Origin of the sequence: Pseudomonas sp. GCM10022186, from assembly GCF_042656385.1 — a bacterium.
Taxonomy (GTDB): Bacteria; Pseudomonadota; Gammaproteobacteria; order Pseudomonadales; family Pseudomonadaceae; genus Metapseudomonas.
The window spans coordinates 267978-291401 of sequence record NZ_JBHSOU010000044.1 but is presented as its reverse complement, the minus strand read 5'-3'; the positions used below and the strand labels follow the sequence as shown (position 1 = coordinate 291401).

The window sequence follows — 23424 nt, the reverse complement described above, 5'->3', positions numbered from 1 at the left end:
GCGAATGAATTCGCTCCCACACGAAAAAGGGAGGCCATCGGCCTCCCTTCTTCATTCCACCATCCCTTTACAGGACGGCGATGGCCGCCGCGTAGTTCGGCTCGTCGGCGATCTCGCCCACCAATTCGCTGTGCAGCACCTTGTCGTTCTCGTCCAGCACCACCACGGCGCGAGCGGCTACGCCGACCAGCGGGCCGCTGGCGATGGCCACGCCGTAGTCCTTGAGGAAATTGGCGCCACGCATGGTGGACAGGTTGACCACGTTGTCCAGGCCTTCAGCCCCGCAGAAGCGCTTCTGGGCGAACGGCAGGTCGGCGGAAATGCACAGCACCACGGTGTTGGGCAGCTTGCTGGCTTCGACGTTGAACTTGCGCACGGAAGTGGCGCAGGTGGGGGTGTCGATGCTCGGGAAAATGTTCAGTACCTTGCGCTTGCCGCTCAGGCTGGCCAGGGTCACGTCGGACAGGTCGCCACCGACCAGGCTGAACGCCGGGGCCTGCTGGCCTGCCTGCGGCAGCTGGCCATCGACGTTGATCGGGTTGCCCTTGAGGGTTACTTGAGCCATTGCATGGGTCCTTGTTCTAGGTGGTGTTGCAGGAAAGCGCTGAGTTAATCACGGGGCGGGGAAATTGTCCTGACGTTCGCCAGCGCCGGAAGAATCGACTGAATGCTAGCGCATTGGCCTGGCATGGCAGAACTTCGTCCTGCTTGGCGACTGAAGTCGCCCCTACAGAGGTCGGCGCAGAGCCTTGTAGGGGCGAATTCATTCGCCAAAGGGCAGCACAGCTGCCCCATCTCCTAGAAATCCCGCTTGTAGAACAGGTCCAGGGAACTGGCCAGGCCGCTGGCGGCTTCCAGGTAGAGGCGCTTGGTCAGCTCGTAGCGCAGCGCCACCACGCTGGTGGAATCCACCACGCCGAGGCCATAGCGGACGCTCAGGCGCTCGGTGATCTGCCCGACGGCGCCATCGTCATCCAGCTGCAGGTCCTTGAGGCCGAGGCGCTGGGCCAGCTCGCTGGTCAGCGGCGCGCTGCCGGACAGTCCCATGGCCAGGGCCGCGCGGCCCACGGCATTGCCATCGCCCTCGCTGTTCAGCGGGCGGCCGAGGATGAGGTAGGACAGCGCCTGTTCCTGGCTCATGGCCGGGTTGGAGAAGACCTCGGTGGTGGGCTCGTCGGCGCGGCCATTCAGGCGCAGGCCGGCAGTGACGTCGCCCACCCTGCGCACCGCTTCCACATCCAGGTAGGGCTGGTCCAGCGGGCCGGCGAACAGCAGGCGTGCCCGGCGCAGGTCGAGGCGCTGGCCGTAGGCGCGGTAGCGGCCGTTCTTCAGCACCAGTTCACCTCGGCCAGTGAGGTTGTCGCCCACCTTGAGATGGCCCTGGAGGTCCGCCGTCAGGCCGAAGCCGGAAAACTGCAGACGCTCCTGGCCGACTTCCACATCCACGTCCATGTCCATCTGCAGCGGCTGCTGTTCCGCCTGCTGCTCGCCCACCACCCGGGCGTCCGGCGAGACCTTGACCGCCTGGGGCGGCAACTCGCGGACCTTGATCTTGCCACGCGGCACCAGCACCTTGCCGGCCACCGCCAGACGCTCGCCAACCAGGCCGATGCGCAGGTCCGGCGCCACTTCGAGGTTGGCGTAGGGCTCCACCACCAGCGGCAGGCGCGAGCCGCGCAGCGTCAGGTCGAGGTCCAGCCCCTGCCTCCAGGCCAGGCTGCCGGACAGGCTGCCCTGCCCCTGCTCGCCGCTGCGCCACTGGCCCGACAGGTCCAGGCTCTCGCCGGCGATGCGGGCCTCCAGGCCAAGGGCCTCGAAACTCATGGGCAGGTCGCCACCGCCGATGCGACCGTCGCCAAGGCGCAGGTTGCCCAGTACATAGGGTGCTTGCAGGGTGCCGCTGAGGCTGCCGGCGCCCTGCAAGCGGCCTTCCAATCGCTCCACCTTGGGCACGAAGGGGCGCAGCACCGCGAGGTCCAGCCCATCCAGGCGGAACTGGCCGGAGAGCGGCTTGTTCGCCGGGCGCGGGTCGATGTTCGCATTCAGTTGCAGTTGGCCGAGGCCCTGGCCCTGGAAGCTCAGCTGGCTGTCGATGCGCTGCGGGCGCAGGGTGCTGTCCAGCAGCAGGCGCTGGTAGGGGAAATCGACCCAGCGGTCCTCCTCTTTCAGACGCAGCACGCCACTGCCGGCATCCAGGGTGATGCGGCCATTGGGGCCGCTGGCAGGCACGTCCAGCTTGATGTCCGCATTCAGCTGGCCCTGCCAGGCGAAATCCGCCGGCAGCCAGCGCGCCAGGCTGGCCAGGGGGAAATCCCGCAGGCGGTAGTCCAGCCTGGGCTCCGGCATCAGGCGCTGTTCGCCGCCACACAGGCTCGCCGGGCCGGCACGCCAGCAGTGGGAGCCAAAGTTCAGCTTGCCATCGGCCAGGCGCTCCAGCTTCGCTGGCGCTTCCAGGCGCCAGTCCTGGCCGCCGGCCTGGACCTCCCCCCGGGCCAGGCGGCCGCGCCAGCTACCGCGTTCCAGCTTGCCGTCCAGGGCCAGCAACAGGTCCAGCATCGGCCCCTTGAGGTTGAGTTCCAGCTGTTGGCGCACCCGGTCACCGGAACCCTCGGCGGTCAGGGTGCCGAACGCGTTGTCGCCGGAGGCCAGGCCGTCCGCCTGCAGCTGCACGCGGCCACGCTGGGCCGCATCCAGTCGGGCATCCAGCTTGAGGCGCTCGAGGCGGTTGTCGCCCTGGCCCATGCGTTCGCCAGCCAATGCCAGCGTGCCTTGCGGCGCCTGCAGGGTGCCGGCCAGGTCGAGGCGGCCCTGGAGCTTGCCGAACAGCTTCGGCCAGAGCTGGCCGAGGCGGTTCAGGGCGAGATCGAGCTGGCCGCTGAGCTTCTGGTCCAGGCGGGCCCGGCCTTCGATGCGGTTGTCCCCGAGGCGCACCTGCAGGGTATTCAGCTCCCAGCGTTCGCCGGCACCCGCGGCCTTGGCCTGGAGCACCGCCGCCTGGCCACGCAGTTGCCCCTTGAGGTCGAGGTCGGCGTCGAGCTCCAGGCGCTGCTCACGCCAGGCACCCTTGCTCTGCAGCTGGCCGGCCAGTTTGCCCGGCAGCTCGGCCAGCCAGTAGGAAGGGTCGAGCTCGCTCAGGGCCAGGCGGCTATCCCAGCCGACGCCATTGGCAAAGTCGACCTTCACCTGGCCCTGGGCCCTGCCCTGGCCGGCCTTGAGCTGCAGATCGGCGAGGGTGACGCTGGCCAGGTCGCCGGTCACCGGGCTGGCCAGGCTGAAATCGCCGGCCGGGCCCTTGAGGCCGGCGTCGAAGCGTCCCTGGTAGCGCTCCTCGGCATAGCGCACTTCGGCGTCAAGCTGCTGCAACTCCACTGGCGGCGGTTGCTCCTGGGGGAACAGCCGCTGCCAGGGGAAGTCGCGCCATTGCAGGCGGCTGTCTACTGCCAGGGCCTGCTGCCAGTCGACCCGCCCCTGCAAGGCGAGGGTCTGCTGCGGCTCGCCGGTGAGTTGCAGTTGCTGGATGTCCGCCCCCCTGGCATCGACGCGGCCGGCAAGCGCCAGGGCCACCGCGCCGCCTTCTCCCGGCAGGCTGGCGTTGCCCTGCACGGCGTAGCCGGCCTCGAGGTCGCCCTTGGCGGTCAGCGTCAGCTGGTTGAGGATCAGGGTATCCGGCAGGTCGGCGCCGGCCTTGAAGCCATCGGCGCGCAAGGTGGCGCTGGCCGGCAGGCTCTCCGCCAGCGGGCGCAGCTCGGCCTCCAGGCGGCCGTCCAGATAGCCGCTGCTGTCGGCCTGGAGCTTGAGCACCGCCTGCAGGTCGCCTTCGGCCTCGAGCGCCAGCTTCCAGGGAATCTCCCCCGGTGCCGGCAACTGCAGGGTGCCCTGCAGGGTCAGCGGCCAGCCGCCCTCGGGGCGCAGGTTGCCCTGCAGTTCCAGGGCCAGGTCATCGCGGCGCAGGCTGAGGCGCTCCACCTGCAGGCCATCGGCCTGCCAGCGGGCCACCAGGTCCAACTGCTGCAGTTGGTCGTCGCCGTCGAGGACGAAGCGGCCGATGCGCACCTGGCCGATTTGCAGGGCCAGCGGCAACCGCAGCTCCGGCAGGCTGATGGGGCCTTGGTCCGCATCGGGTTGCGACGGCGGCAGGTCGAGGAAAACGCTTTCGCTGGCCAGTTCGTCGATGCACAGGGTGCGGCGCAGCAGGCAGGCCGGGGACCATTCCAGCAGTGGCGCCTCCAGCTTCAGGGCGGTGCCATCCTGCTGCCAGGACAGCCGCGTGGCACTCCAGCGGCCACCGAGCTTGCCGCTGAAGCCTTCCACCTCCAGCCCCGGGACATGGCCCAGCAACCAGCGGCCGCCGGCCTCGGTGAACAGCAGCCCGGCCGGAATCGCCACCGCTCCCGCCAGAATCGCGACCAGCCCCACGAGACCGTATTTCAGGGCACGCCTCATAGTTCGGGCCCCATGGAGAAGTGGATACGGAAGCCGCCCGGATCGTCCAGGGCCTTGGCCAGGTCGAGGCGGATCGGCCCCACCGGGGAGACCCAGCGCACGCCGAGGCCGGCGCCGGTCTTCATGGCGGCGCTGAAAGAGTCCATGGCGTTGCCACGGTCGACGAAGGCCGCCAGGCGCCACTTCTCCGCGATGGGGAACTGGTACTCGGCGCTGCCCACCAGCAGGTAGCGGCCGCCGACCTTCTTGCCATTGCTGTCTTCCGGGGACAGGGTCTGGTAGTCGTAGCCCCTCACGCTCTGGTCGCCGCCGGCGAAAAAGCGCAGGGACGGCGGGATGGCGTCGAAATCCGTGGTGGCGATACCGCCGGCCTGCACCCGCCCCAGCAAACGGTGGCCGCCGGGCAAGGTATAGAGCCCCTTGGCCATGGCGCTGGCGTAGGTGAAGTCGGCATCGGAGAGGATGCCCTCCTTGGCGCCACGCACGTCGAACTGCAGGGAATAGCCGCGATTGGGGTCGAGCTTGTGGTCGCTGCGGGTCACCCCGTAGCTGATACCGGGGATGAGGAAGCTGCTGCGGCCATCGTCGCTGCCATCGCCGAAGTCGAAGGTCTCCTGCTCCCAGCGCAGGGAAACCACCCGCAGCCAGTCGCTGGGCAGCCTGGACTGCCACTGGCCGCCAAGGGTGAAGCGGCGGCTCTCCACGTCCACCAGGTTTTCCCGTTGCAGGCCGCTGGAAAACCGCAGGGTGTCGGTGAGCGGCGGGTCCAGGGGAATCTCGTACCAGGTGCCGACGTTCTGCCGCACGGGGGAAATCTCGGTCTCGGCGCCGAGGCGATGGCCCTGCGGGTTGATCCAGTGGCGGGTCCAGTTGGCGCGGGCGCGCGGCCCCACGTCGGTGGAGAAACCGACGCCCAGCCCCACGGTGCTCGGCTTCACCGCCGCCAGCCTGACCTTCACCGGAATCACCCGGCCGCCGCCCTTCACCGGGCTGGCGTCCACCCGCACCTCGTCGAAATAGCCGCTGGCCTGGAGGTTCTGGTTGAGCTTGGCCACCTGGTCGGAGTCATAGGGGGTATTGGCCGGGAACGGCACCAGCCGCGCCAGCAGGTCAGGGTCGAAGGGCGTGTCGCCATCGAAGCTGACCGCGCCCAGGCTGTAGCGGGGGCCGCTGTCATACACCAGTTCGATATCGGCGACGCCGGCGCGCGGGTCGATGTCCAGGCGCTGGCGGGTGAAATGGCCGTCGAAGAAACCGTAGCGCAGGGCCTGGTTCTGGATCAGCTTCTTGGCGTCGTCGTAGGCGCCGTGATTGAGCTGGGCGCCACTCTTCAGGGCTTTGCTCTCGGGCACGCGGAAGGCCTTCAGCGCGCCGGCTTCACCCTCGACCCGCAGGGTGACGTTGCGCAGGCGCACCGGCTCGCCGGGCACCACCAGCAGATGCAGGGACGGGTCCTTGCCGCCGTCGACGCGACTGTCGATCTCGGCCTGGTAGTAACCCAGGGCCTGTGCGGCCTGGCGCGCCTGCTCCTCGGCGGAGCGCCGGAAACGCCGCAGGGCCTCTTCATTGCGATCGCCCAACGCGCCGATATAGGCCTCGATATTGGCCTTCAGCGGTGCGTTGGCAGGGTCGACCTTCACGTCCAGCGTGGCCTTGGCCAGCGCCAGCCCGCTCGTACAAAGCAGGCCCAGCAGCAGCGGCCCGCGCAATCCTTGGCAAAAATTCATGCGCGGCATGCTAACACGGCAACCCGGCGCTTCCGACGTAAATGCCTGTCAGCCGCTGGCGCGCATCACCGGCCGCGGATTGGGGTGGAAGAACACGTGCTCCACTATCGGTCCCAGGGCGACCTCCCCCACCTCCTCGTAGCCCTGGCGCTTGTAGAAGTCCAGGTAGCGCACGTTGCCGGTGTCCAGCACCACGCCCTGGGAGCTGTCGTCCTCGGCGCACCAGTTGTGCAGCGCCTCCAGCAGCTGCTCGCCGAGATGGCGGCCCTGGAACTCCGGGTGGATGCCCAGCAACGGCAGCACGTGATACGGGCCGGGCGGCAGGCAGGCAAGCACGGCGTCGTGGTAATCGAGGTAGCGGCGGGTGCAGCGGAAACCCGTGGTCAGCAGCATGCGCAGGCGCCAGCCCCAGCTTTCGGTGATGTCCAGGCGGCGCTGCGGCGGCGCGATCAGGGCGATCCCGACCAGACGTTCCTCCATCAGCAGGCCGATGGCCGGCAGCTCCTCCAGGAAGTGCTGCTGCACCAGCTCCCGCACCGTGGCGCGCACCCGCTGGTCGTAGCCGGGGCGCTCGGCCTCGAACAGGTAGGCGAAGGTGGGTTCGTGGCGATAGGCGTGGTACAGCAACGAACGGGCTTCGCGGGCATAACCGCCGTCCAGCATGCGCACCTCGACCGGCGCGGTGGGAATGTAACCGGGCATTGATGGCACCTCATTTGTTATGGGTTCTGTCGGGCCAACAGGGAAATTAGCACCAGTTGTCCGGACCGGCCACGCGACTGGCCCGACCGGCGTCCTTGGGCTAGCATCCGCCTTTTCCCAGGATGCCTTCCGATGAAGATCGTTTCTTTCAATATCAACGGCCTGCGCGCGCGCCCCCACCAGTTGGAAGCGCTGATCGCCAAGCACCAGCCGGACGTGATCGGCCTACAGGAAACCAAGGTTTCCGACGACCAGTTCCCGGAAGCGGAAATCCGTCAGCTCGGCTACCACGTCCACTATCACGGCCAGAAAGGCCACTACGGCGTCGCGCTGCTCTCGCGCCAGGAGCCGCTGTCCCTGTTCAAGGGGTTTCCCAATGACGGCGAGGAAGCCCAGCGCCGCTTCATCTATGGCACCTTCGCCGATGCCCAGGGCAACCCGGTGACCGTGATGAACGGCTACTTCCCCCAGGGAGAGAACCGCGACCACCCGGTGAAATTCCCCGCCAAGGAGCGTTTCTACGCCGACCTGCAGGTGCTGCTCGAACAGCAGTTCCAGCCCAGCCAGCCGCTGGTAGTGATGGGCGATATCAATATCTCGCCGGAAGACTGCGACATCGGCATAGGCGAGGAGAACCGCAAGCGCTGGTTGAAGACCGGCAAATGCAGCTTCCTCCCGGAAGAACGCGAGTGGCTGGCGCGCCTGAAGAGCTGGGGCCTGGTGGACAGCTTCCGCCACCTCAACCCCGAGGTGAACGACCGTTTCAGCTGGTTCGACTACCGCAGCCGCGGCTTCGAGGACGAACCCAAGCGCGGCCTGCGCATCGACGTGATCCTCGCCAGCCAGCCGCTGCAGGCCCGCCTCAAGGACGCCGGCATCGACTACGAACTGCGCGGCATGGAAAAACCGTCTGACCATGCGCCGATCTGGTTGGAGCTGGCGTGAGACCGTTCCTGTAGGGTGGACAGCGCTTTTCTGTCCACCATCGGTGTGTGGGTGAAGCGCGAAATGGTGGATCGGTGAAGCGTGATCCACCCTACGCGCAGCTGCGGAACCCGCTTCACAAAAAAGGCCCATCACTGATGGGCCTTTGTTCATTCATCGCCTTCCTCAGGCTTCCTTCACCTGCTGGGTCGCGCCGACCCGCATGATGGTTTCGATGGCCTTCTGCAACGCCGGCTCGGAGTCGTAGAGATGACTCCGGGCGATGACGTCCTTGTTGGCCGCACGCAGCTTGAAGTAGTTCTTGCCGCTCGAATCGATGCGCCTCGCATAGCGCTCCTCATGTACGCAGTTCTCACGGAACAGGGCCATGGCCTCCTCCGCTGCGTCACGGTTTTCATAAACGCCGGTGTCCAGCAGGGTCTGCGCGTCGGCCGCCTTCAAACGCAGGCGCCAGGTGCCCGCAGTGTTCTTGCGCAGCTCGAACCAACCACTCATCACAACACTCCTTCAAGGATTCAACGGAATGCGCACAAGCGCTGGCTGAAAACACCGCCGAGGGGGTGTCTTCAGCAGCGGGCTACCCTACCCCGCTCCTAATTGCCGGGCTGTAGGAGTTGGCTTATCGATCCGTAGGAACGGCCAGTCAACTTTCAGAGAAATTTCACCGCTAAAGCTCAAAACCCCACGACAGAGCCTTTTCTGTCATCTCTCCGTCACCCTGCTGACTTAATCTCGCGGCTCCTTCCACCCCCTCGAACAAGGTGTCTGCCCATGCCGCGCGCCATGACCGCCAGTGACAAGGACCTGTGGGGCCGCGCCCTCAGCATGTTGCTGCTCGGTTTCGTCTGCTATGCCTTCCCCTGGTCGGTGTTCGCCACCGAGCCCACCGCCGTCCTGCGCATACAGGGTTCCAACACCATCGGCGCCAAGCTGGGGCCGGCGCTGGTCAAGGGCATGCTGCAGGAACAAGGTGTGCGCGCCATCCAGCAGAAGCCGGGGGATCGTGAGAATGAAGTGCACATCCTGGGCGAGGACGCCCAGGGCAAGGCGGTGCGTGTGGAATTGGCGGCCCATGGCTCGTCCACCGGTTTCGCCGCGCTCAAGGATGGCAGCGCCGACCTGGCCGCCTCCTCGCGCCCGATCAAGGATGCCGAAGCCCATGACCTCGCCTCGTTCGGCGACTTGCGTAGCCAGTACGCCGAACAGGTGATCGCCATCGACGGGCTGGCCATCATCCTGCACCCGGACAACCCGCTGCGCGCGCTGACCACCGCGCAACTGGCCGCGGTATTCGCCGGCGAAGTGAAGGCCTGGGAAGAACTCGGCGGCAAGGGTGGCGCCATCCATCTCTACGCCCGCGATGACCAGTCCGGCACCTACGACACCTTCAAGGAACTGGTGCTCGCCCGCCAGGGCAAGACACTGGCCGCCGGTGTCGAGCGCTTCGAGTCCAACGACCAGCTGTCCGCCGCCGTCAGTAGCGACCCGCAGGGCATAGGCTTCGTCGGCCTGGCCTCGATCAACCGGGCCCGCGCCCTGGCCATCGCCGACGGCGATTCCCAGGCCATGCCGCCCGAGACCGAACTGATCGCCACCGAGGACTATCCGCTGTCGCGCCGCCTCTTCTTCTATATGAAACCGGGCGAACAGAACCGCTGGGCCAAGGCCCTGGTGCAATTCGCCCAGAGCCCGCGCGGCCAGGCGATAGTCGACAGCAATGGCTTCGTCGCCCAGCAGATACAGGCGATCAAGGTCCAGGCGCAGCAGGGCATGCCGCCGAGCTACCGCGAGCTCGCCGCCAACGCGCAACGCCTGTCGGTGAACTTCCGCTTCCAGGAAGGCAACGCCAATCTCGACAACAAGGCCCTGCGCGATGTGCAGCGGGTGCTGGACTACCTGAAGCAGAGCGGCAAGCTGGAGCAGAAGGTGGTGCTGGTGGGCTTCGGCGATTCCAAGGCGGACCCGCAGCGTGCCGAGTTGCTGTCCAAGCTGCGGGCCATGGCGGTGCGCCGCGAACTGGTCAAGGGGGGAGTCGCCCTGCGTGAGGTCACGGGCCTCGGTGACGAGTTGCCGGTGGCGGCCAACACGGCCGAGGAAGGGCGGATTCGCAACCGCCGGGTGGAGGTGTGGGTTTATTGAAGCTCTCCGGAGCCATGTAGGGGGATAGCGCTTTTCTATGCACCGACTCGGCACGACATCGATGGGTATCGCTTCGCTCCACCCATCCTACGCAACTGATTGTTGTCGCCTACCAGGCTTAGCTCGCTCCTACATGACAGTGCCAATTTGGTGGCGGTGCGCGTCGAGCCGGTGGTGTAGGAGACGGTGCCTTCGGTGGTTTCCCCCAGGCGGTTGTCGGTAATGGCCGTAGCCCCCCAGTTCCAGCGTTCCATTGCCATTCTGCTGCTCCTCGGCCAACACCACACCGGCCTGCAGCACCAGGGTCACCCCCAGGATCGCAACGGATAGCGGGTGATGCCTTGGCCGCGCGGCAACGGCATCCCCAGCCGTCTCGGCCGCGTTGAACGCAGGTTGCTGTTGCACTCTCAAACCTCTTGGATGGCCTTGCTACTTGGTGGCGGGCTAACCACTGGTTTTCTTCTTCTGCTGTGTCCGGTGTCCATGGCTGGCGCCGGGCGGCCGTGCAGGCAGGAACGCATCTGACGGCGGATGCAGAAATCACCAACCAGTACGAATTATTTACAAATGCAAATTCAGATCATTCCTATGTGCGCAGGGAGATTTCCTACGACAAGGCAAATTTTTGTAACACCGGCTCCGTATCTCCATGACCTGACCAACGGTTAGGCTTCTTTCTGTGACGCCGGGCCCCTCTGACGGCTTGCCAGCCGCCATGTCGGAGTCACGTTTCATCAACGACAGAAGGAGGGGCTCATGGCAGCTCTACATGCATTTCTCGCCGCCGACTTCCTCGGCACCGCCACCTGGTTGTGGCTCGTCTTCCTCGGCATAGTCCTCGCCCTGCTGGTGTTCGACCTCGGTGTGCTGCACCGCGACCAGCACGAAATCGAGATGCGCGAAAGCCTGCTGCTCTACAGCGGCTACTTCAGCGTGGGCGTGCTGTTCGGTGTCTGGGTCTGGTTCGAGCTGGGTGCGCAGAGCGCCCTGGAGTTCTATACCGGCTTCCTGGTCGAGCAGTCGTTGTCCATGGACAACGTCTTCGTCATGGCCATGATCTTCGGCTTCTTCGCCATCCCCCGCCGCTACCAGCACCGCGTGCTGTTCTGGGGCATCCTCGGCGTGGTGGTGTTGCGGGCCATCATGATCGGCCTGGGCAGCGCCCTGGTGAAGGAGTTCGACTGGATCCTCTACGTCTTCGGCGCCTTCCTGCTGTTCACCGGCGTGAAGATGCTCTTCGCCCGGACGGATGCCCATCCGGACCTGGCGCAAAATCCGGTGCTGAAGTTCATCCGTCGGCATATCCGGGTCACCGACGACCTGCACGGTGCGCACTTCTTCGTGCGCCTGAAGCAGGCCGGCCAGAGCAAGCCCCTGCTCTACGCCACCCCGCTGTTCCTGGCCCTGGTGCTGATCGAGCTGGCCGACCTGGTATTCGCGGTGGACAGCGTCCCGGCGATCTTCGCCATCACCCAGGACCCCTTCATCGTCTACACCTCGAACATCTTCGCCATCCTCGGCCTGCGTGCCCTCTACTTCGCCCTGGCGGCACTGATGCACCGCTTCGTCTACCTGAAGTACGCCCTGGCGCTGGTGCTGATCTTCATCGGCGGCAAGATTTTCCTGCACGGGTTCATCGGCAAGATTCCCCCGGTGCTGTCCCTTGGCGTAACCTTCGGCCTACTTGCCGGCGGTGTGATCCTTTCCCTGTTGAAGACCCGCGACCGTCCGGCCCGGAGCACGGGAGATCTGAGGAAACATGGCTGAAGTACGGATCGAGCCCTTCGAAAAAGATGGCTGGACCTTCTGGCGCGTACGCCTTGGCCGGCGCGCGCTGACCTTCCACGAAGAACTGGCCGCCCGCGCCTTTGCCGCGCAGCTGCATCTGCGGATGGGGTGGCTGCGCGAGACAGAAGCGCCCAAGCAGGAGTAGGTACAACCTGGTGGACATCGCTTTTCATGCCCACCGACGGATTCCCCGGTGGCTCCGATGGTGGATGTAAAAAGCGACATCCCCCCTACGAATCGCCCCACTCTCCTGCAGGACTAGACGCAAAGAAGAAGGCCCGCGCGATGCGCGGCCTTCTTCAATGGCAGGCGATCACTGGCCGCTGCGCAACATTTCCCTCGGCATGTACTTGCCGATCTCGAACTTGCCGATGGCCGCGCGGTGCACTTCGTCCGGGCCGTCGGCCAGGCGCAGGGTGCGCTGCATGGCGTACATGTAGGCCAGCGGGAAGTCGTTGGAGACACCGGCGCCGCCGTGGATCTGGATGGCGCGGTCGATCACCCGCAGGGCGACGTTGGGCGCCACCACCTTGATCTGGGCGATCTCGCTCTTGGCCACCTTGTTGCCCACGGTGTCCATCATGTAGGCCGCCTTCAGGGTCAGCAGGCGGGCCATGTCGATCTCCATCCGCGAGTCGGCGATCTTGTCGACGTTGCCACCCAGGCGTGCCAGAGGCTTGCCGAAGGCGGTGCGGCTGACGGCGCGCTTGCACATCAGTTCGAGGGCGCGCTCGGCCATGCCGATGGAGCGCATGCAGTGGTGGATGCGGCCCGGGCCGAGGCGGCCCTGGGCGATCTCGAAGCCTCGGCCCTCGCCCAGCAGCACGTTCTCATAGGGCACCCGCACGTTCTCGAAGACCACCTCGGCATGGCCGTGGGGAGCGTCGTCGTAGCCGAACACCGGCAGCGGGCGGAGGATCTTCACCCCGGGTGCGTCGGTGGGTACCAGGATCATCGAGTGCTGCTGGTGGCGTGGCGCATCGGGGTTCGACAGGCCCATGAAGATCATCACCTTGCAGCGCGGATCGCAGGCGCCGGAGGTCCACCACTTGCGGCCATTGATCACCCACTCGTCACCCTGGCGCACGGCGCGGGCTTCCATGTTGGTGGCATCGGACGAAGCCACGCCCGGCTCGGTCATGGCGAAGGCGGAGCGGATCTCGCCGCGCAGCAGCGGTTCCAGCCACTGGCGCTTCTGCTCTTCGTTGCCGTAGCGCACCAGCACTTCCATGTTGCCGGTATCCGGCGCGGAGCAGTTGAAGGGCTCCGGGCCCAGCAGGGAGCGGCCCATGATCTCGGCCAGCGGCGCGTACTCCATGTTGGTCAGGCCGGCGCCGTACTCGGACTCCGGCAGGAACAGGTTCCACAACCCCTCGGCCTTCGCCTTGGCCTTGAGCTCTTCCATGATCGCGGTGGGCTGCCAGCGGTCGCCCTCGGCAACCTGCTGCTCGAATACCGGCTCGGCCGGATAGACATAGGCGTCCATGAATGCGGTGACGCGTTCACGCAGTTCCTGGACCTTCGGGGAATAGGCGAAATCCATGCGGGGCTACCTTTTGCGGGGCTATGGGGTGAGGTCTGGTAAGGATGCTAGAACAGGGCGTAAGATTTCCCTAGCCTATTTTCACCATGTATGAACATTCATCACCGATATATGATCCGCTGATAAGAACAACTTCGAGGAGCACGCCCGGCATGAATCTGAACAAGGTAGACCTCAATCTCTTCATCGTCTTCGACGCCATCTACACCGAGGCCAACCTCACCCGCGCCGGCCAGATCGTCGGCATCACCCAGCCCGCTGTCTCCAACGCCCTCGCCCGCCTGCGCGAGACCTTCAACGACCCCCTCTTCGTGCGCACCGCCCAGGGCATGGTGCCGACACCCATGGCGCAGAACATCATCGGCCCGGTGCGCAATGCCCTGCAGTTGCTGCGGGTCTCGGTGCAGGAAAGCCGCACCTTCAACCCGGCCCAGGCGAACAAGACCTACCGCATCAGCATGACCGACCTCACCGAGACGGTGATCCTGCCGCCGCTGTTCCAGCGCCTGCGCCGCCTGGCGCCGGCGGTGCAGATCGAGAGTTTCCTGGCCAAGCGCCGCGAGACCACCAAGGAGCTGGCCGCCGGCCGCCTGGACTTCGCCGTGGACGCGCCGCTGAACACCGACCCCCAGGTGCGCCACGTCAAGCTGATCGAGGATCGTTACGTCTGCGCCATGCGCCGCGGCCACCCGCTGGCCAAGGAGAAGATCAGCCTGGAGGAGTACCTGTCGCTGTCCCACATCCATATTTCCAGCCGCCGCAGCGGGCTGGGCTATGTGGACCTGTCCCTGGGCAAGATGGGTATCCAGCGCAAGGTCACCCTGCGCTCGCAGCACTACCTGATGGCCTCCACCGTGCTGCACAGCACCGACCTTGCGATCACCGTTCCCGAACGCTTCGCCCGCCGCCACGACCTGCACTACGTGGACCTCCCGGTGCACGACGTGCCCTCCCTGGAGACCCACCTCTACTGGCACGAAAGCACCGACCAGGACCCGGCCAACCGCTGGATGCGCGAGCAGATCATCGAGATCTGCCAGCAGGTGACGGCGCAGGAGCTGAAGGAAAGGGCTTGATCCGCGCGGGCGCAGTCTTTGTAGGGGCGAATTCATTCGCCAAGGGCAGCGCAGCTGCCCCTTCGAAGCCGATGGGCAGACCTTCGGCCTGCTTGGCGAATGAATTCGCCCCTACAACGGAGGCCCCTGAAATTACTCCGCCCTGATTTACCGCCCGAACTCCGGCTTGCGCTTCTCGATGAAGGCGCCCATGCCTTCCTTCTGGTCCGGGGTGGCGAACACGGCCTGGAACATCCGCCGCTCGAAGCGCAGGCCCTCACCGAGGGAGCCTTCGTCGACCCGGTTCACGCATTCCTTGAGCATCATCACCGCGGTGCGCGATTGCGCGGCGATGGAGCGGGCACTGTCCATCGCCTGCTCCAGCAGCTCGGCAGCCGGCACCACCCGCGCCACCACACCACTGCGCTCGGCCTCGGCGGCGTCCATGCTGCGGCCGCTGAGGACCATTTCCATGGCCTTGGCGCGACCCACGAGGCGGGTCAGGCGCTGCACGCCGCCGGCGCCGGGGATCACCCCCAGTTTCACTTCCGGCAGGCCGAAGCGGGCATTGTCGGCAGCGATGATGAAGTCGCACATCAGCGCCAGCTCGAAGCCGCCGCCCAGGGCGTGGCCGGCGACCGCGGCGATGATCGGCTTGCGCCGCTGCGCCACCCGGTCCCAGCGGCCGAGGAAATCGTCCAGGTAGGTGCCGGGGAAGCACAGCGGCGCCATCTCCTTCACATCGGCGCCGGCGGCGAAGGCCTTGGGCGAACCGGTGATCAGCACGCAGCCGATGGCCGGGGCGCGTTCGAAGCCGTCGAGCACCTGGTTCAGCTCGTCGATGAGCTGGCTGTTGATGGCGTTCAGCGCTTCGGGGCGATTGAGGGTGACCAGGCCGACAGCGCCGGCCTGCTCCACCAGCAGGGTCTGGTAGGTCATATCGAGTTTCCTGAAGAGAATTGAAGGCCGGACCTGCGGCCCGGTTGGCGAATGAATTCGCCCCTACAGGGAAAGCAGGCCGTTGTAGGGGCGAATTCATTCGCCAAGGGCAGCGCAGCTGCCCCAGGCTCAGAGGTTGCGGGCAATCACCATGCGCTGGACGTCCGAGGTGCCTTCGTAGATCTGGCACACGCGCACGTCGCGGTAGATGCGCTCCACCGGGAAGTCCTTGAGGTAGCCGTAGCCGCCCAGGGTCTGGATGGCCGCCGAGCAGACCTGCTCGGCCATTTCCGAGGCGAACAGCTTGGCCATGGACGCCTCGGTCAGGCAGGGCATGCCGGCTTCCCGCAGGCTGGCGGCGTGGTGGACCATCTGCCGCGCCACGGCGATGCGGGTGGCCATGTCGGCCAGGCGGAAGGCCACCGCCTGGTGCTCGATGATCGGCTTGCCGAAGGTCTTGCGCTCATGGGCGTAGTCCCGCGCCGCTTCGAAGGCCGCGCGGGCCATGCCGACCGACTGCGCAGCGATGCCGATGCGCCCACCTTCCAGGTTGGACAGGGCGATGCGATAGCCCTCGCCTTCCTCGCCCAGGCGCAGGGACGCCGGGATGCGCACGTCGTCCAGCTGGATCTGGCAGGTATCGGACGCATGCTGGCCAAGCTTGTCCTCCACCCGCACCACCTGATAGCCGGGGGTGTCGGTGGGGACGATGAAGGCGCTGATGCCCTTTTTGCCCGCCTGCGGGTCGGTGACGGCGAAGACGATCACCATCCCCGCGTGACTGCCGGAAGTGATGAACTGCTTGGCGCCGTTCAGCACGTAGTGGTCGTCGTCGCGGCGGGCGCGGGTGCGCAGGTCGCTGGCGTCGGAACCGGCCTGGGGCTCGGTGAGGGCGAAGGCGCCGATCATCTCGCCCGAGGCCAGCGGCCGCAGGAAGCGCTGCTTCTGCTCCTCGCTGCCGTACTTGAGGATGGGCATGCAGCCCACCGAGTTGTGCACGCTCATGATGGTGGAGCAGGCGCCGTCGCCGGCGGCGATCTCTTCGAGGGCCATGGCGTAGGCCAGGTGGCCGGTGGCCGCGCCACCCCACTCCTCCGGCACCAGCATGCCGAGGAAACCCAGCTGGGCCATCTCGCGGATGGCCTCGGCGGGGAAGCGGTGTTCGCGGTCCCAGTCGGCGGCGAAGGGTTTCAGCCGCTCCTGGGCGAACTGCCGGGCCATGTCGCGGATCTGGATTTCATCTTCGGACGGAATCATAAAGCTCTCCTCAGCCCATGCGCTCGATGGCCACCGCAGTGGCTTCACCGCCACCGATGCACACCGAAGCCACGCCGCGCTTCAGGCCGTACTGCGCCAGGGCGCTCAGCAGGGTCACCAGAATCCGCGCGCCGGAGGCGCCTATGGGGTGGCCCAGTGCGCAGGCGCCACCGTGGACGTTGAGCTTGTCGTGGGAAATGTCCAGGTCGCGCATGGCGACCATGGGCACCACGGCGAAGGCTTCGTTGATCTCGAACAGGTCCACGTCGCCCAGGGTCCAGCCGGTACGCGCCAGCAGACGCTGGATGGAACCCACCGGCGCGGTGGTGAAGAGGTTCGGCGCACCGGCGTAGGACGAGTGGCCGGCGATGCGCGCCAGCGGGGTCAGGCCGCGCTTCTCGGCTTCGGACAGGCGCATCAGCAGCAGCGACGCGGCACCATCGGAAATCGAGCTGGAGTTCGCCGCGGTGACGGTGCCGCCCTCGCGGAAGGCGGGCTTCAGGGTGGGGATCTTTTCCAGGCGCGCCTTCGGCGGCTGTTCGTCCTGGGCGATGGTCACCAGCTCGCGGCCGGACTTCGCTTCCACCGGGACGATCTCGGCGGTGAAGCGGCCCTCGGCCATGGCCTTCTGGGCGCGGGTCAGGGAGGCGATGGCGAAGGCGTCCTGCTGCTCGCGGGTGAAGCCGTAGCCTTGCGCGCAGTCTTCGGCGAAGGTGCCCATCAGGCGGCCCTTGTCGTAGGCATCCTCCAGGCCGTCGAGGAACATGTGGTCGAGCACCCTGCCGTGGCCCATGCGGTAGCCGGACCGGGCGCGCTCCAGCAGGTAGGGGGCGTTGGACATGCTTTCCATGCCCCCGGCCAGCACCACATCGGCGCTGCCGGCGAGCAGCAGGTCATGGCCGAGCATCACGGTCTTCATGCCCGAGCCGCACATCTTGTTGACGGTGGAACAGACCACGCCCTGGGGCAGCCCGGCGCCGAGGGCGGACTGGCGTGCCGGCGCCTGGCCCTGGCCGGCCTGCAGCACGCAGCCCATGAGGACTTCGTCCACGGCATCGGCCGGGACTCCGGCGCGCTCCAGCGCGGCGCGGTTGGTAGCGGCGCCGAGTTGCGCGGCGGTCATGTCCTTGAAGTCGCCGAGGAAGCCGCCCATGGGCGTGCGCACGGCGCTGACGATGACGATGGGATCTTTGTTCATGACGTTCTCCTTACTTGGCGGCCATGCGGATGGCGCCGTCGAGGCGGATCACTTCGCCGTTGAGCATGACGTTCTCGACGATATGGCGGACCAGCGCGGCGTACTCGGCGGGGCGGCCGAGGCGCGGCGGGAAAGGCACGGCGGCGCCGAGGGAGTCGCGGACTTCCTGGGGCATGCCAGCCATCATCGGCGTCTCGAAGATGCCGGGGGCGATGCACATCACGCGGATGCCGGAGCGCGCCAGTTCGCGGGCGATGGGCAGGGTCATGCCGACCACGCCGCTCTTGGAGGCGGAATAGGCCGCCTGGCCGATCTGTCCGTCGAAGGCTGCCACCGAGGCGGTATTGATGATCACGCCGCGCTCGCCCTCGGCATTCGGCTCACTCTGGGCCATGGCTTCGGCAGCCAGGCGCAGCATGTTGAAGCTGCCCACCAGGTTGATGTTGATGGTGCGGGCGAAGCTTTCCAGGCTGTGCGCGCCATTGCGGCCAACGACCTTCTCGGCGGGCGCCACGCCGGCGCAGTTGACCAGCCCGTGCAGGCCGCCGAAGGCCTCCAGGGCAGCAGCGATGGCCTTGCGGCCGTCTTCTTCACGGGTGATGTCGGCCTGCACGAAGCGGGCGTTGGCGCCCAGTTCCTCGGCGCGGGCGGCGCCGGCCTCGGCGTTGATGTCCACCAGCACCACCTTGCCGCCCTGCCCCGCCAGTTCACGGGCGGTGGCCAGGCCAAGGCCGGAGCTGCCGCCGGTGACCAGGAAAACGGAATTCTCGATACGCACGTTCTTACTCCTCTGGATCAATGAGCGGCGGCCGCCTGGGCCTTGGCGATCTCCTGGTTGCGCAGGAGGAAACGCTGGATCTTGCCGCTCGGGGTCTTGGGCAATTCCGCGACAAACTCGATTTCGCGCGGATAGGAATGGGCGGACAGGCGCTTGCGCACGTACTGCTGCAGCGCCTCGGCCAGCGCGGCGTCGGCGCTGTGGCCGGCATGCAGCACAACGAAGGCCTTGACCAGTTCGGTGCGCTCCGGGTCTGGCTTGCCGATCACCGCAGCCTCTACCACAGCCGGGTGCTCGATCAGCGCGCTCTCCACATCGAAGGGACCGACCCGGTAGCCGGAGGTGGTGATGACGTCATCGGCGCGGCCGACGAAGCTGATGCTGCCGTCTTCGTTCAGCTCCACGGTGTCGCCACTCAGATAGTAGTCCCCGATAAAGGCGCGGGTTTCCATGCCCTGATAGCCGGGGAACCAGAACAGCGGCGAACGCGGCATGTCCAGGGCGAGGATGCCCGGCTGGCCGGCGGGGAGTTCCTGGTGCTGTTCGTCCAGCACCACCACCCGGTGGCCAGGCATGGCGAAGCCGGCGGCGCCCAGGCGCACCGGGTGCTCCAGGGCATGGTGGTTGCACAGCACCATGCCCAGTTCGGTCTGGCCGTAGTGATCGTGGATGGTGCAGCCGAGGCCCTCGGCGAACCAGCGGATCACCTCCGGCGTCAGGGGCTCGCCGGCGCTGCTGACGGCGCGCAACTGGCCCTTGATGGCCCCTTCCACCTCGTCGCGGGCGGCCAGCAGCAGGCGGTAGGCGGTGGGCGAACCGGCCAGGTTGGTGATGCCATACTCGCGGATGATCCGGCAGGTGCTCTCCACCGTGAAACCACCCTCGAAGAAGGTGGTGGCGTGCCCCAGGGCCAGCGGGCCGGTCACGGCGTAGTAGAGGCCGTAGGCCCAGCCCGGATCGGCCAGGTTCCAGAAGTTGTCCGTGGGACGCAGGTCCACTGCGTCACGCATGTAGCTGACGAAGGCGACCATGGCCTTGAGCGGGACCGCCAGAGGCTTGGCCAGGCCCGTGGTGCCGGAGGTGAACATCAGCAGGAAGGGATCGGCGGCCTTGCGCATGACCGGCTCGAAGCTGGCCGGCTGGCGCTCCAGCTCGGCCCAGAAGTCGTCGCCCAGGGTCAAAACCTGCGGCACGCCGTCCACCTCGTCCAGCTTGGGCCGGTTGGTGAGGTCGGTGACCACCAGCTTCGAGCCGGCACCCTGCACGCGGTGCTCGATGGCCTTGGGGCCGAAGGCGGTGAACAGCGGCTGGTAGACGGCGCCGGCACGCCAGGTGCCGAGGATGGTGATCAGCAGTTCCGGGGTGCGCGGCAGCATGCCCGAGACGCAATCGCCGGCACCTACGCCACGGCTCGCCAAATAGTTGGCGAAGCGCGCGGACGCTTCCTTGAGCTGGGCGAAGGTCCAGGTGGCGCGCTCACCCTCGCGGCCCTCCCAGTACAGGGCGACGCGATCCGACGTGGCATGGCGGTCGCAGCATTCGACACAGGCATTGAGGCCGTCGAGGCTACCGGCCAGGGCGGTCGCAGCGGCGCTGGCGTAATCGAACTCGCGGGCAGCGGTGAAGTAATCGCGCATCGGGTGGCTCCGGGTTTGTTTTTGTTGGAGTACCGGGATGGTCGCGCCGAGCGGGGGTGGCGGCAATGTCGAAAGGCATCAACCTGGGTGAGCGGAATTGACAGGGGCCAAGCGCTCTTGTGAGGGCGAATTCATTCGCCAAGGGCAGCGCAGCTGGCCCATGAAGGCCCCGAGGGCAGGACTGCGTCCTGCTTGGCGAATGAATTCGCCCCTACAGAAAAGCCGCCCCACCGGCATAACGCCGGCGGGCGCCTCAGGCCGATTCGGGATGGATCAGCGCGCGGTACTGCCCCGGCGTCGAGCCGGTCCATTTCTTGAACGCCTTGTAGAAGGCGCTGGTGTCGGCGAAGCCGAGCTCGAAGGCCAGCTCGGTGAAGTTGCCTTCGCCGCTGTCCAGGCGGGCGATGGCCAGGTCGCGCCGGACCTGGTCCTTCAGCCCCTGGTAGGACTGCCCTTCCAGGGACAGCTTGCGGCGCAGGGTCGAGGGCGCCATGAAGAAGTGGCTGGACAGCGCCTCCAGGTCCGGCCAGCGCTCGGGCTTGATGCTGCGCAGGTAGGCCTTGATGCGCGTGGCCAGGCTCTGCGGGTCCCGATAGCGCACCAGGATGTTCGCCGGCAGGCCACCGAGGAAGCGCTTGAGGTCGCGCTGGCTGCGGCGCACCGGCAGCTCCAGGCAGTCGGCGTTGAACAGCAGGCGGCTTTGCGGCCGGGAGAAGCGCAGATTGGTGCTGAACATCACCCGGTAGTCCTCGATGTAGTCCGGCACCGCGCAGCGCAGGTCGACACCGAGGATGGGAACGCGCCGCCCGGCCAGCCAGCACAACAGGCCGTGGATCATCAGCCACAGGGTGAAATAGCTGAAGGCGCGGCATTGCTGGCCCTGTGGCTCGTCCAGGGCGATTTCCGCCAGGCCGCCGCGCCGTACCAGGCGCGGCGAGAGGCCGTCGAATACCAGGTCGAGGAAACGCAATGCGAAGTCCAGCGCCGCGCCCACCGTGGGCTCCTTCACCGCCGCGCGGGTCATGTAGGCGAAACTGCCGAGCTTCATCCGCCGCGGGTTCATGCCGAAGAACTCGTCGTCCATGGCCGTGGCGACCTGTAGCCAGAGCTGGCCATAGAGCTGCGAGGACACCCGCCCATAGGGCTTGGCCATCAGCTCAGCGGAAATGCCGGCGCGCTCCAGCAACCCGGAATCGTCGAAGCCCCGCTGGCGCAATTCCAGCAGGGCTTCGTGGACCAGGCGGACGGAGATGGTGCCTTTCTCGGTGGACGTGCCTGTCATGGGCTCCCTTGGGGTAGCAGCTGCGGATGAAGCGCTCATTGTAGGGGCGAATTCATTCGCCAAGCAGAACGCAGTTCTGCCCTTCCCGCCCAGATGGGGGCAGCTGCGCTGCCCTTGGCGAATGAATTCGCCCCTACAGGAGATTGGTCGCCCCGTCCGCCGGCGCTAGCGAATCGCTTTCACCTTGTCGTCCTTGGGCGGGGTCAGTTCCTCGATGCTGATCTCGCGCATGCGGAACTTCTGGATCTTGCCGGTCACCGTCATCGGGAAGGCATCCACGAAACGGAAGAAGCGCGGCACCTTGAAGTGGGCGATGCGTTCCTTGGCCCAGGCGCGCAGTTCGTCCTCGCTCACCGTGTGGCCGGGGTGGAACTTGATCCAGGCGACTATCTCCTCGCCGTACTTGCTGCAGGGGATGCCGATCACCTGCACGTCGGCCACCGCCGGGTGGGTGAAGAAGAACTCCTCCAGCTCGCGCGGATAGATGTTCTCGCCGCCGCGGATGATCATGTCCTTGCTGCGGCCGACGATGCAGACGTAGCCGTTGTCGTCCATGGAGGCGAGGTCGCCGGTGTGCATCCAGCGGCCCGGGTCGATGGAGTCGGCGGTGGCCTGGGGGTTGTTCCAGTAGCCCAGCATCACGCTGTAGCCGCGGGTGCAGAGTTCGCCGATCTGCCCGCGCGGGACTATCTTGCCCTCGGCGTCGACGATCTTGCTTTCCAGGTGCGGCTGGGTGCGGCCGACGGTGGTCACGCGCAGCTCCAGCTCGTCGTCCGGGCCGGTCTGCAGGGACACCGGGCTGGTCTCGGTCATGCCGTAGGCGATCTGCACCTCGCTCATGTGCATCTCGTTGATCACCCGGCGCATCACTTCGATCGGGCAGGTGGCGCCGGCCATGATGCCGGTGCGCAGGCTGGACAGGTCGAATTCATTGCGTTGTGGGTGGTCGAGCTCGGCGATGAACATGGTGGGCACGCCGTAGAGGGCGGTGGCCTTTTCCTCGGATACGGCACGCAGGGTGGTCAGCGGGTCGAAGGCGTCGCCCGGGTAGATCATGGTGGAGCCGTGGGTCATGCAGCCCAGGTTGCCCATCACCATGCCGAAGCAGTGGTACAGCGGCACCGGGATCACCAGGCGATCCTGCTCGGTCAGGCCCAGGCTCTCGCCGACCATGTAGCCGTTGTTGAGAATGTTGTAGTGGCTGAGGGTGGCGCCCTTGGGGAAGCCGGTGGTGCCGGAGGTGTACTGGATGTTGATCGGGTCGTCGAACTGCAGGCCGGCCTGGCGCTCGGCGAGGGCCTCCGCGCTCACCTCCCCCGCCTTGTCCTGCAGGGCGGCCCAGGGCAGGAAACCGGCCGGCGGAGTGGCCGCCAGGCTGACCACGCCGCGCAGCTCCGGCAGCTTCTCGCAAGTCAGCGCGCCCGGCGCGGCGTCGGCCAGCTCGGGCACCAGGCCGAGGAGCATGGCGTGGTAGTCGGAGGTCTTGAAGGCGTCGGCGCAGATCACCCAGCGGCAGCCGGATTGCTTGAGGGCGTATTCCAGCTCGCTGCTGCGGTAGGCCGGGTTGATGTTGACCAGGATGGCGCCGATCCTGGCGCTGGCGAACTGGGTGATGCACCACTCGGCGCAGTTGGGCGCCCAGATACCCAGGCGGTCGCCGCTGTTCAGCCCCAGGGCGAGCAAGGCGCGGGCATGGCGGTCCACCGCCGCGGCCAGTTCTTGCCAGCTGTAGCGCAGGCCCTGGTGCCTGACCACCAGCGCCTCGCGTTCGGGGAACTTGGCAACCGTGGCATCGAAGGCCGCGCCTATGGTCATGGCGAGCAGGTCCTTGTCCTGCCGCCCCCGGGTGTAGCTCTGGTGATTCATGGCTTTCCCTTCTTGTGCTTGTAGTGGGATACAGCTGTGAATGACGTATCGGCTTTATTTACCTTTACGTAAACGTAAAGGTAAATAAAGCCCGTTTTCCTGTCTAGTGACCCATTGGTCGAATG

General features: G+C 66.6%; 18 protein-coding genes. 5 read left to right on the top strand and 13 right to left on the bottom strand.

Annotation, left to right across the window (positions count from 1 at the left end):
* Positions 1-67: 67 nt before the first annotated feature.
* The 4 genes from tpx to ACFPU0_RS15990 all read right to left on the bottom strand — a co-directional run bounded on the left by tpx (position 68) and on the right by ACFPU0_RS15990 (position 6872).
* Positions 68-565, bottom strand: a complete 498-nt coding sequence (gene tpx, locus ACFPU0_RS16005; protein WP_377694152.1) for a thiol peroxidase — start codon at positions 563-565, stop codon at positions 68-70.
* Positions 566-798: 233 nt separating this feature from the next.
* Positions 799-4443 (bottom strand): translocation/assembly module TamB domain-containing protein, encoded by a 3645-nt coding sequence (locus tag ACFPU0_RS16000; protein ID WP_377694150.1) that lies wholly within the window; start codon positions 4441-4443, stop codon positions 799-801.
* Positions 4440-6170 (bottom strand): autotransporter assembly complex protein TamA, encoded by a 1731-nt coding sequence (locus tag ACFPU0_RS15995; protein WP_377694148.1) that lies wholly within the window; start codon positions 6168-6170, stop codon positions 4440-4442. Before ACFPU0_RS15995 ends, ACFPU0_RS16000 begins: the two co-directional genes overlap by 4 nt.
* Positions 6171-6218: 48 nt before the next feature.
* Complete coding sequence (locus tag ACFPU0_RS15990) at positions 6219-6872, bottom strand: GNAT family N-acetyltransferase (RefSeq protein WP_377694146.1); 654 nt, start codon at positions 6870-6872, stop codon at positions 6219-6221.
* A gap of 132 nt (positions 6873-7004) precedes the next feature.
* Here ACFPU0_RS15990 and xthA point away from each other — a divergent pair, with 132 nt between their 5' ends.
* A complete protein-coding gene (gene xthA, locus ACFPU0_RS15985; protein ID WP_377694144.1) occupies positions 7005-7817 on the top strand; it encodes an exodeoxyribonuclease III in 813 nt (270 codons plus the stop codon).
* A gap of 165 nt (positions 7818-7982) precedes the next feature.
* Here the strand turns inward: xthA and ACFPU0_RS15980 are convergent, their stop codons facing one another.
* Entirely contained in the window at positions 7983-8312 is a 330-nt protein-coding gene (locus tag ACFPU0_RS15980) for a YegP family protein (RefSeq protein ID WP_377694142.1), read from the bottom strand.
* Positions 8313-8588: 276 nt separating this feature from the next.
* On the opposite strand from ACFPU0_RS15980, the gene ACFPU0_RS15975 reads away from it, so the two are divergent.
* From ACFPU0_RS15975 to ACFPU0_RS15965, 3 genes are all read left to right on the top strand, one after another.
* A complete protein-coding gene (locus tag ACFPU0_RS15975; protein ID WP_377694141.1) occupies positions 8589-9956 on the top strand; it encodes a substrate-binding domain-containing protein in 1368 nt (455 codons plus the stop codon).
* Positions 9957-10712: 756 nt separating this feature from the next.
* On the top strand, positions 10713-11723 hold the full coding sequence (locus ACFPU0_RS15970; RefSeq protein WP_377694140.1) for a TerC family protein: 1011 nt from the start codon (positions 10713-10715) through the stop codon (positions 11721-11723).
* The gene (locus ACFPU0_RS15965) at positions 11716-11889 is read left to right on the top strand and encodes a hypothetical protein (RefSeq protein ID WP_377694138.1); all 174 of its coding nucleotides are present in this window, start codon (positions 11716-11718) and stop codon (positions 11887-11889) included. Before ACFPU0_RS15970 ends, ACFPU0_RS15965 begins: the two co-directional genes overlap by 8 nt.
* A 168-nt stretch (positions 11890-12057) precedes the next feature.
* On the opposite strand, the gene ACFPU0_RS15960 is transcribed toward ACFPU0_RS15965, so the two are convergent.
* The gene (locus ACFPU0_RS15960) at positions 12058-13287 is read right to left on the bottom strand and encodes an acyl-CoA dehydrogenase (RefSeq protein WP_377694137.1); all 1230 of its coding nucleotides are present in this window, start codon (positions 13285-13287) and stop codon (positions 12058-12060) included.
* 152 nt (positions 13288-13439) lie between these two features.
* On the opposite strand from ACFPU0_RS15960, the gene ACFPU0_RS15955 reads away from it, so the two are divergent.
* On the top strand, positions 13440-14363 hold the full coding sequence (locus ACFPU0_RS15955; protein ID WP_377694136.1) for a LysR family transcriptional regulator: 924 nt from the start codon (positions 13440-13442) through the stop codon (positions 14361-14363).
* 147 nt (positions 14364-14510) lie between these two features.
* Here ACFPU0_RS15955 and ACFPU0_RS15950 read toward each other — a convergent pair whose 3' ends face one another.
* From ACFPU0_RS15950 to ACFPU0_RS15920, 7 genes are all read right to left on the bottom strand, one after another.
* Positions 14511-15281 (bottom strand): enoyl-CoA hydratase-related protein, encoded by a 771-nt coding sequence (locus tag ACFPU0_RS15950; RefSeq protein WP_377694135.1) that lies wholly within the window; start codon positions 15279-15281, stop codon positions 14511-14513.
* A gap of 129 nt (positions 15282-15410) precedes the next feature.
* On the bottom strand, positions 15411-16538 hold the full coding sequence (locus ACFPU0_RS15945; RefSeq protein WP_377694133.1) for an acyl-CoA dehydrogenase family protein: 1128 nt from the start codon (positions 16536-16538) through the stop codon (positions 15411-15413).
* 10 nt (positions 16539-16548) lie between these two features.
* The gene (locus ACFPU0_RS15940) at positions 16549-17736 is read right to left on the bottom strand and encodes an acetyl-CoA C-acyltransferase (protein WP_377694132.1); all 1188 of its coding nucleotides are present in this window, start codon (positions 17734-17736) and stop codon (positions 16549-16551) included.
* A gap of 10 nt (positions 17737-17746) precedes the next feature.
* On the bottom strand, positions 17747-18514 hold the full coding sequence (locus tag ACFPU0_RS15935) for a 3-hydroxyacyl-CoA dehydrogenase (protein WP_377694131.1): 768 nt from the start codon (positions 18512-18514) through the stop codon (positions 17747-17749).
* Positions 18515-18531: 17 nt separating this feature from the next.
* A complete protein-coding gene (locus ACFPU0_RS15930; RefSeq protein WP_377694129.1) occupies positions 18532-20151 on the bottom strand; it encodes an acyl-CoA synthetase in 1620 nt (539 codons plus the stop codon).
* A gap of 253 nt (positions 20152-20404) precedes the next feature.
* Entirely contained in the window at positions 20405-21433 is a 1029-nt protein-coding gene (locus ACFPU0_RS15925; RefSeq protein WP_377694128.1) for an AraC family transcriptional regulator, read from the bottom strand.
* A gap of 165 nt (positions 21434-21598) precedes the next feature.
* Positions 21599-23299 (bottom strand): AMP-binding protein, encoded by a 1701-nt coding sequence (locus ACFPU0_RS15920; protein WP_377694126.1) that lies wholly within the window; start codon positions 23297-23299, stop codon positions 21599-21601.
* Between the last annotated feature and the right edge of the window lie 125 nt (positions 23300-23424).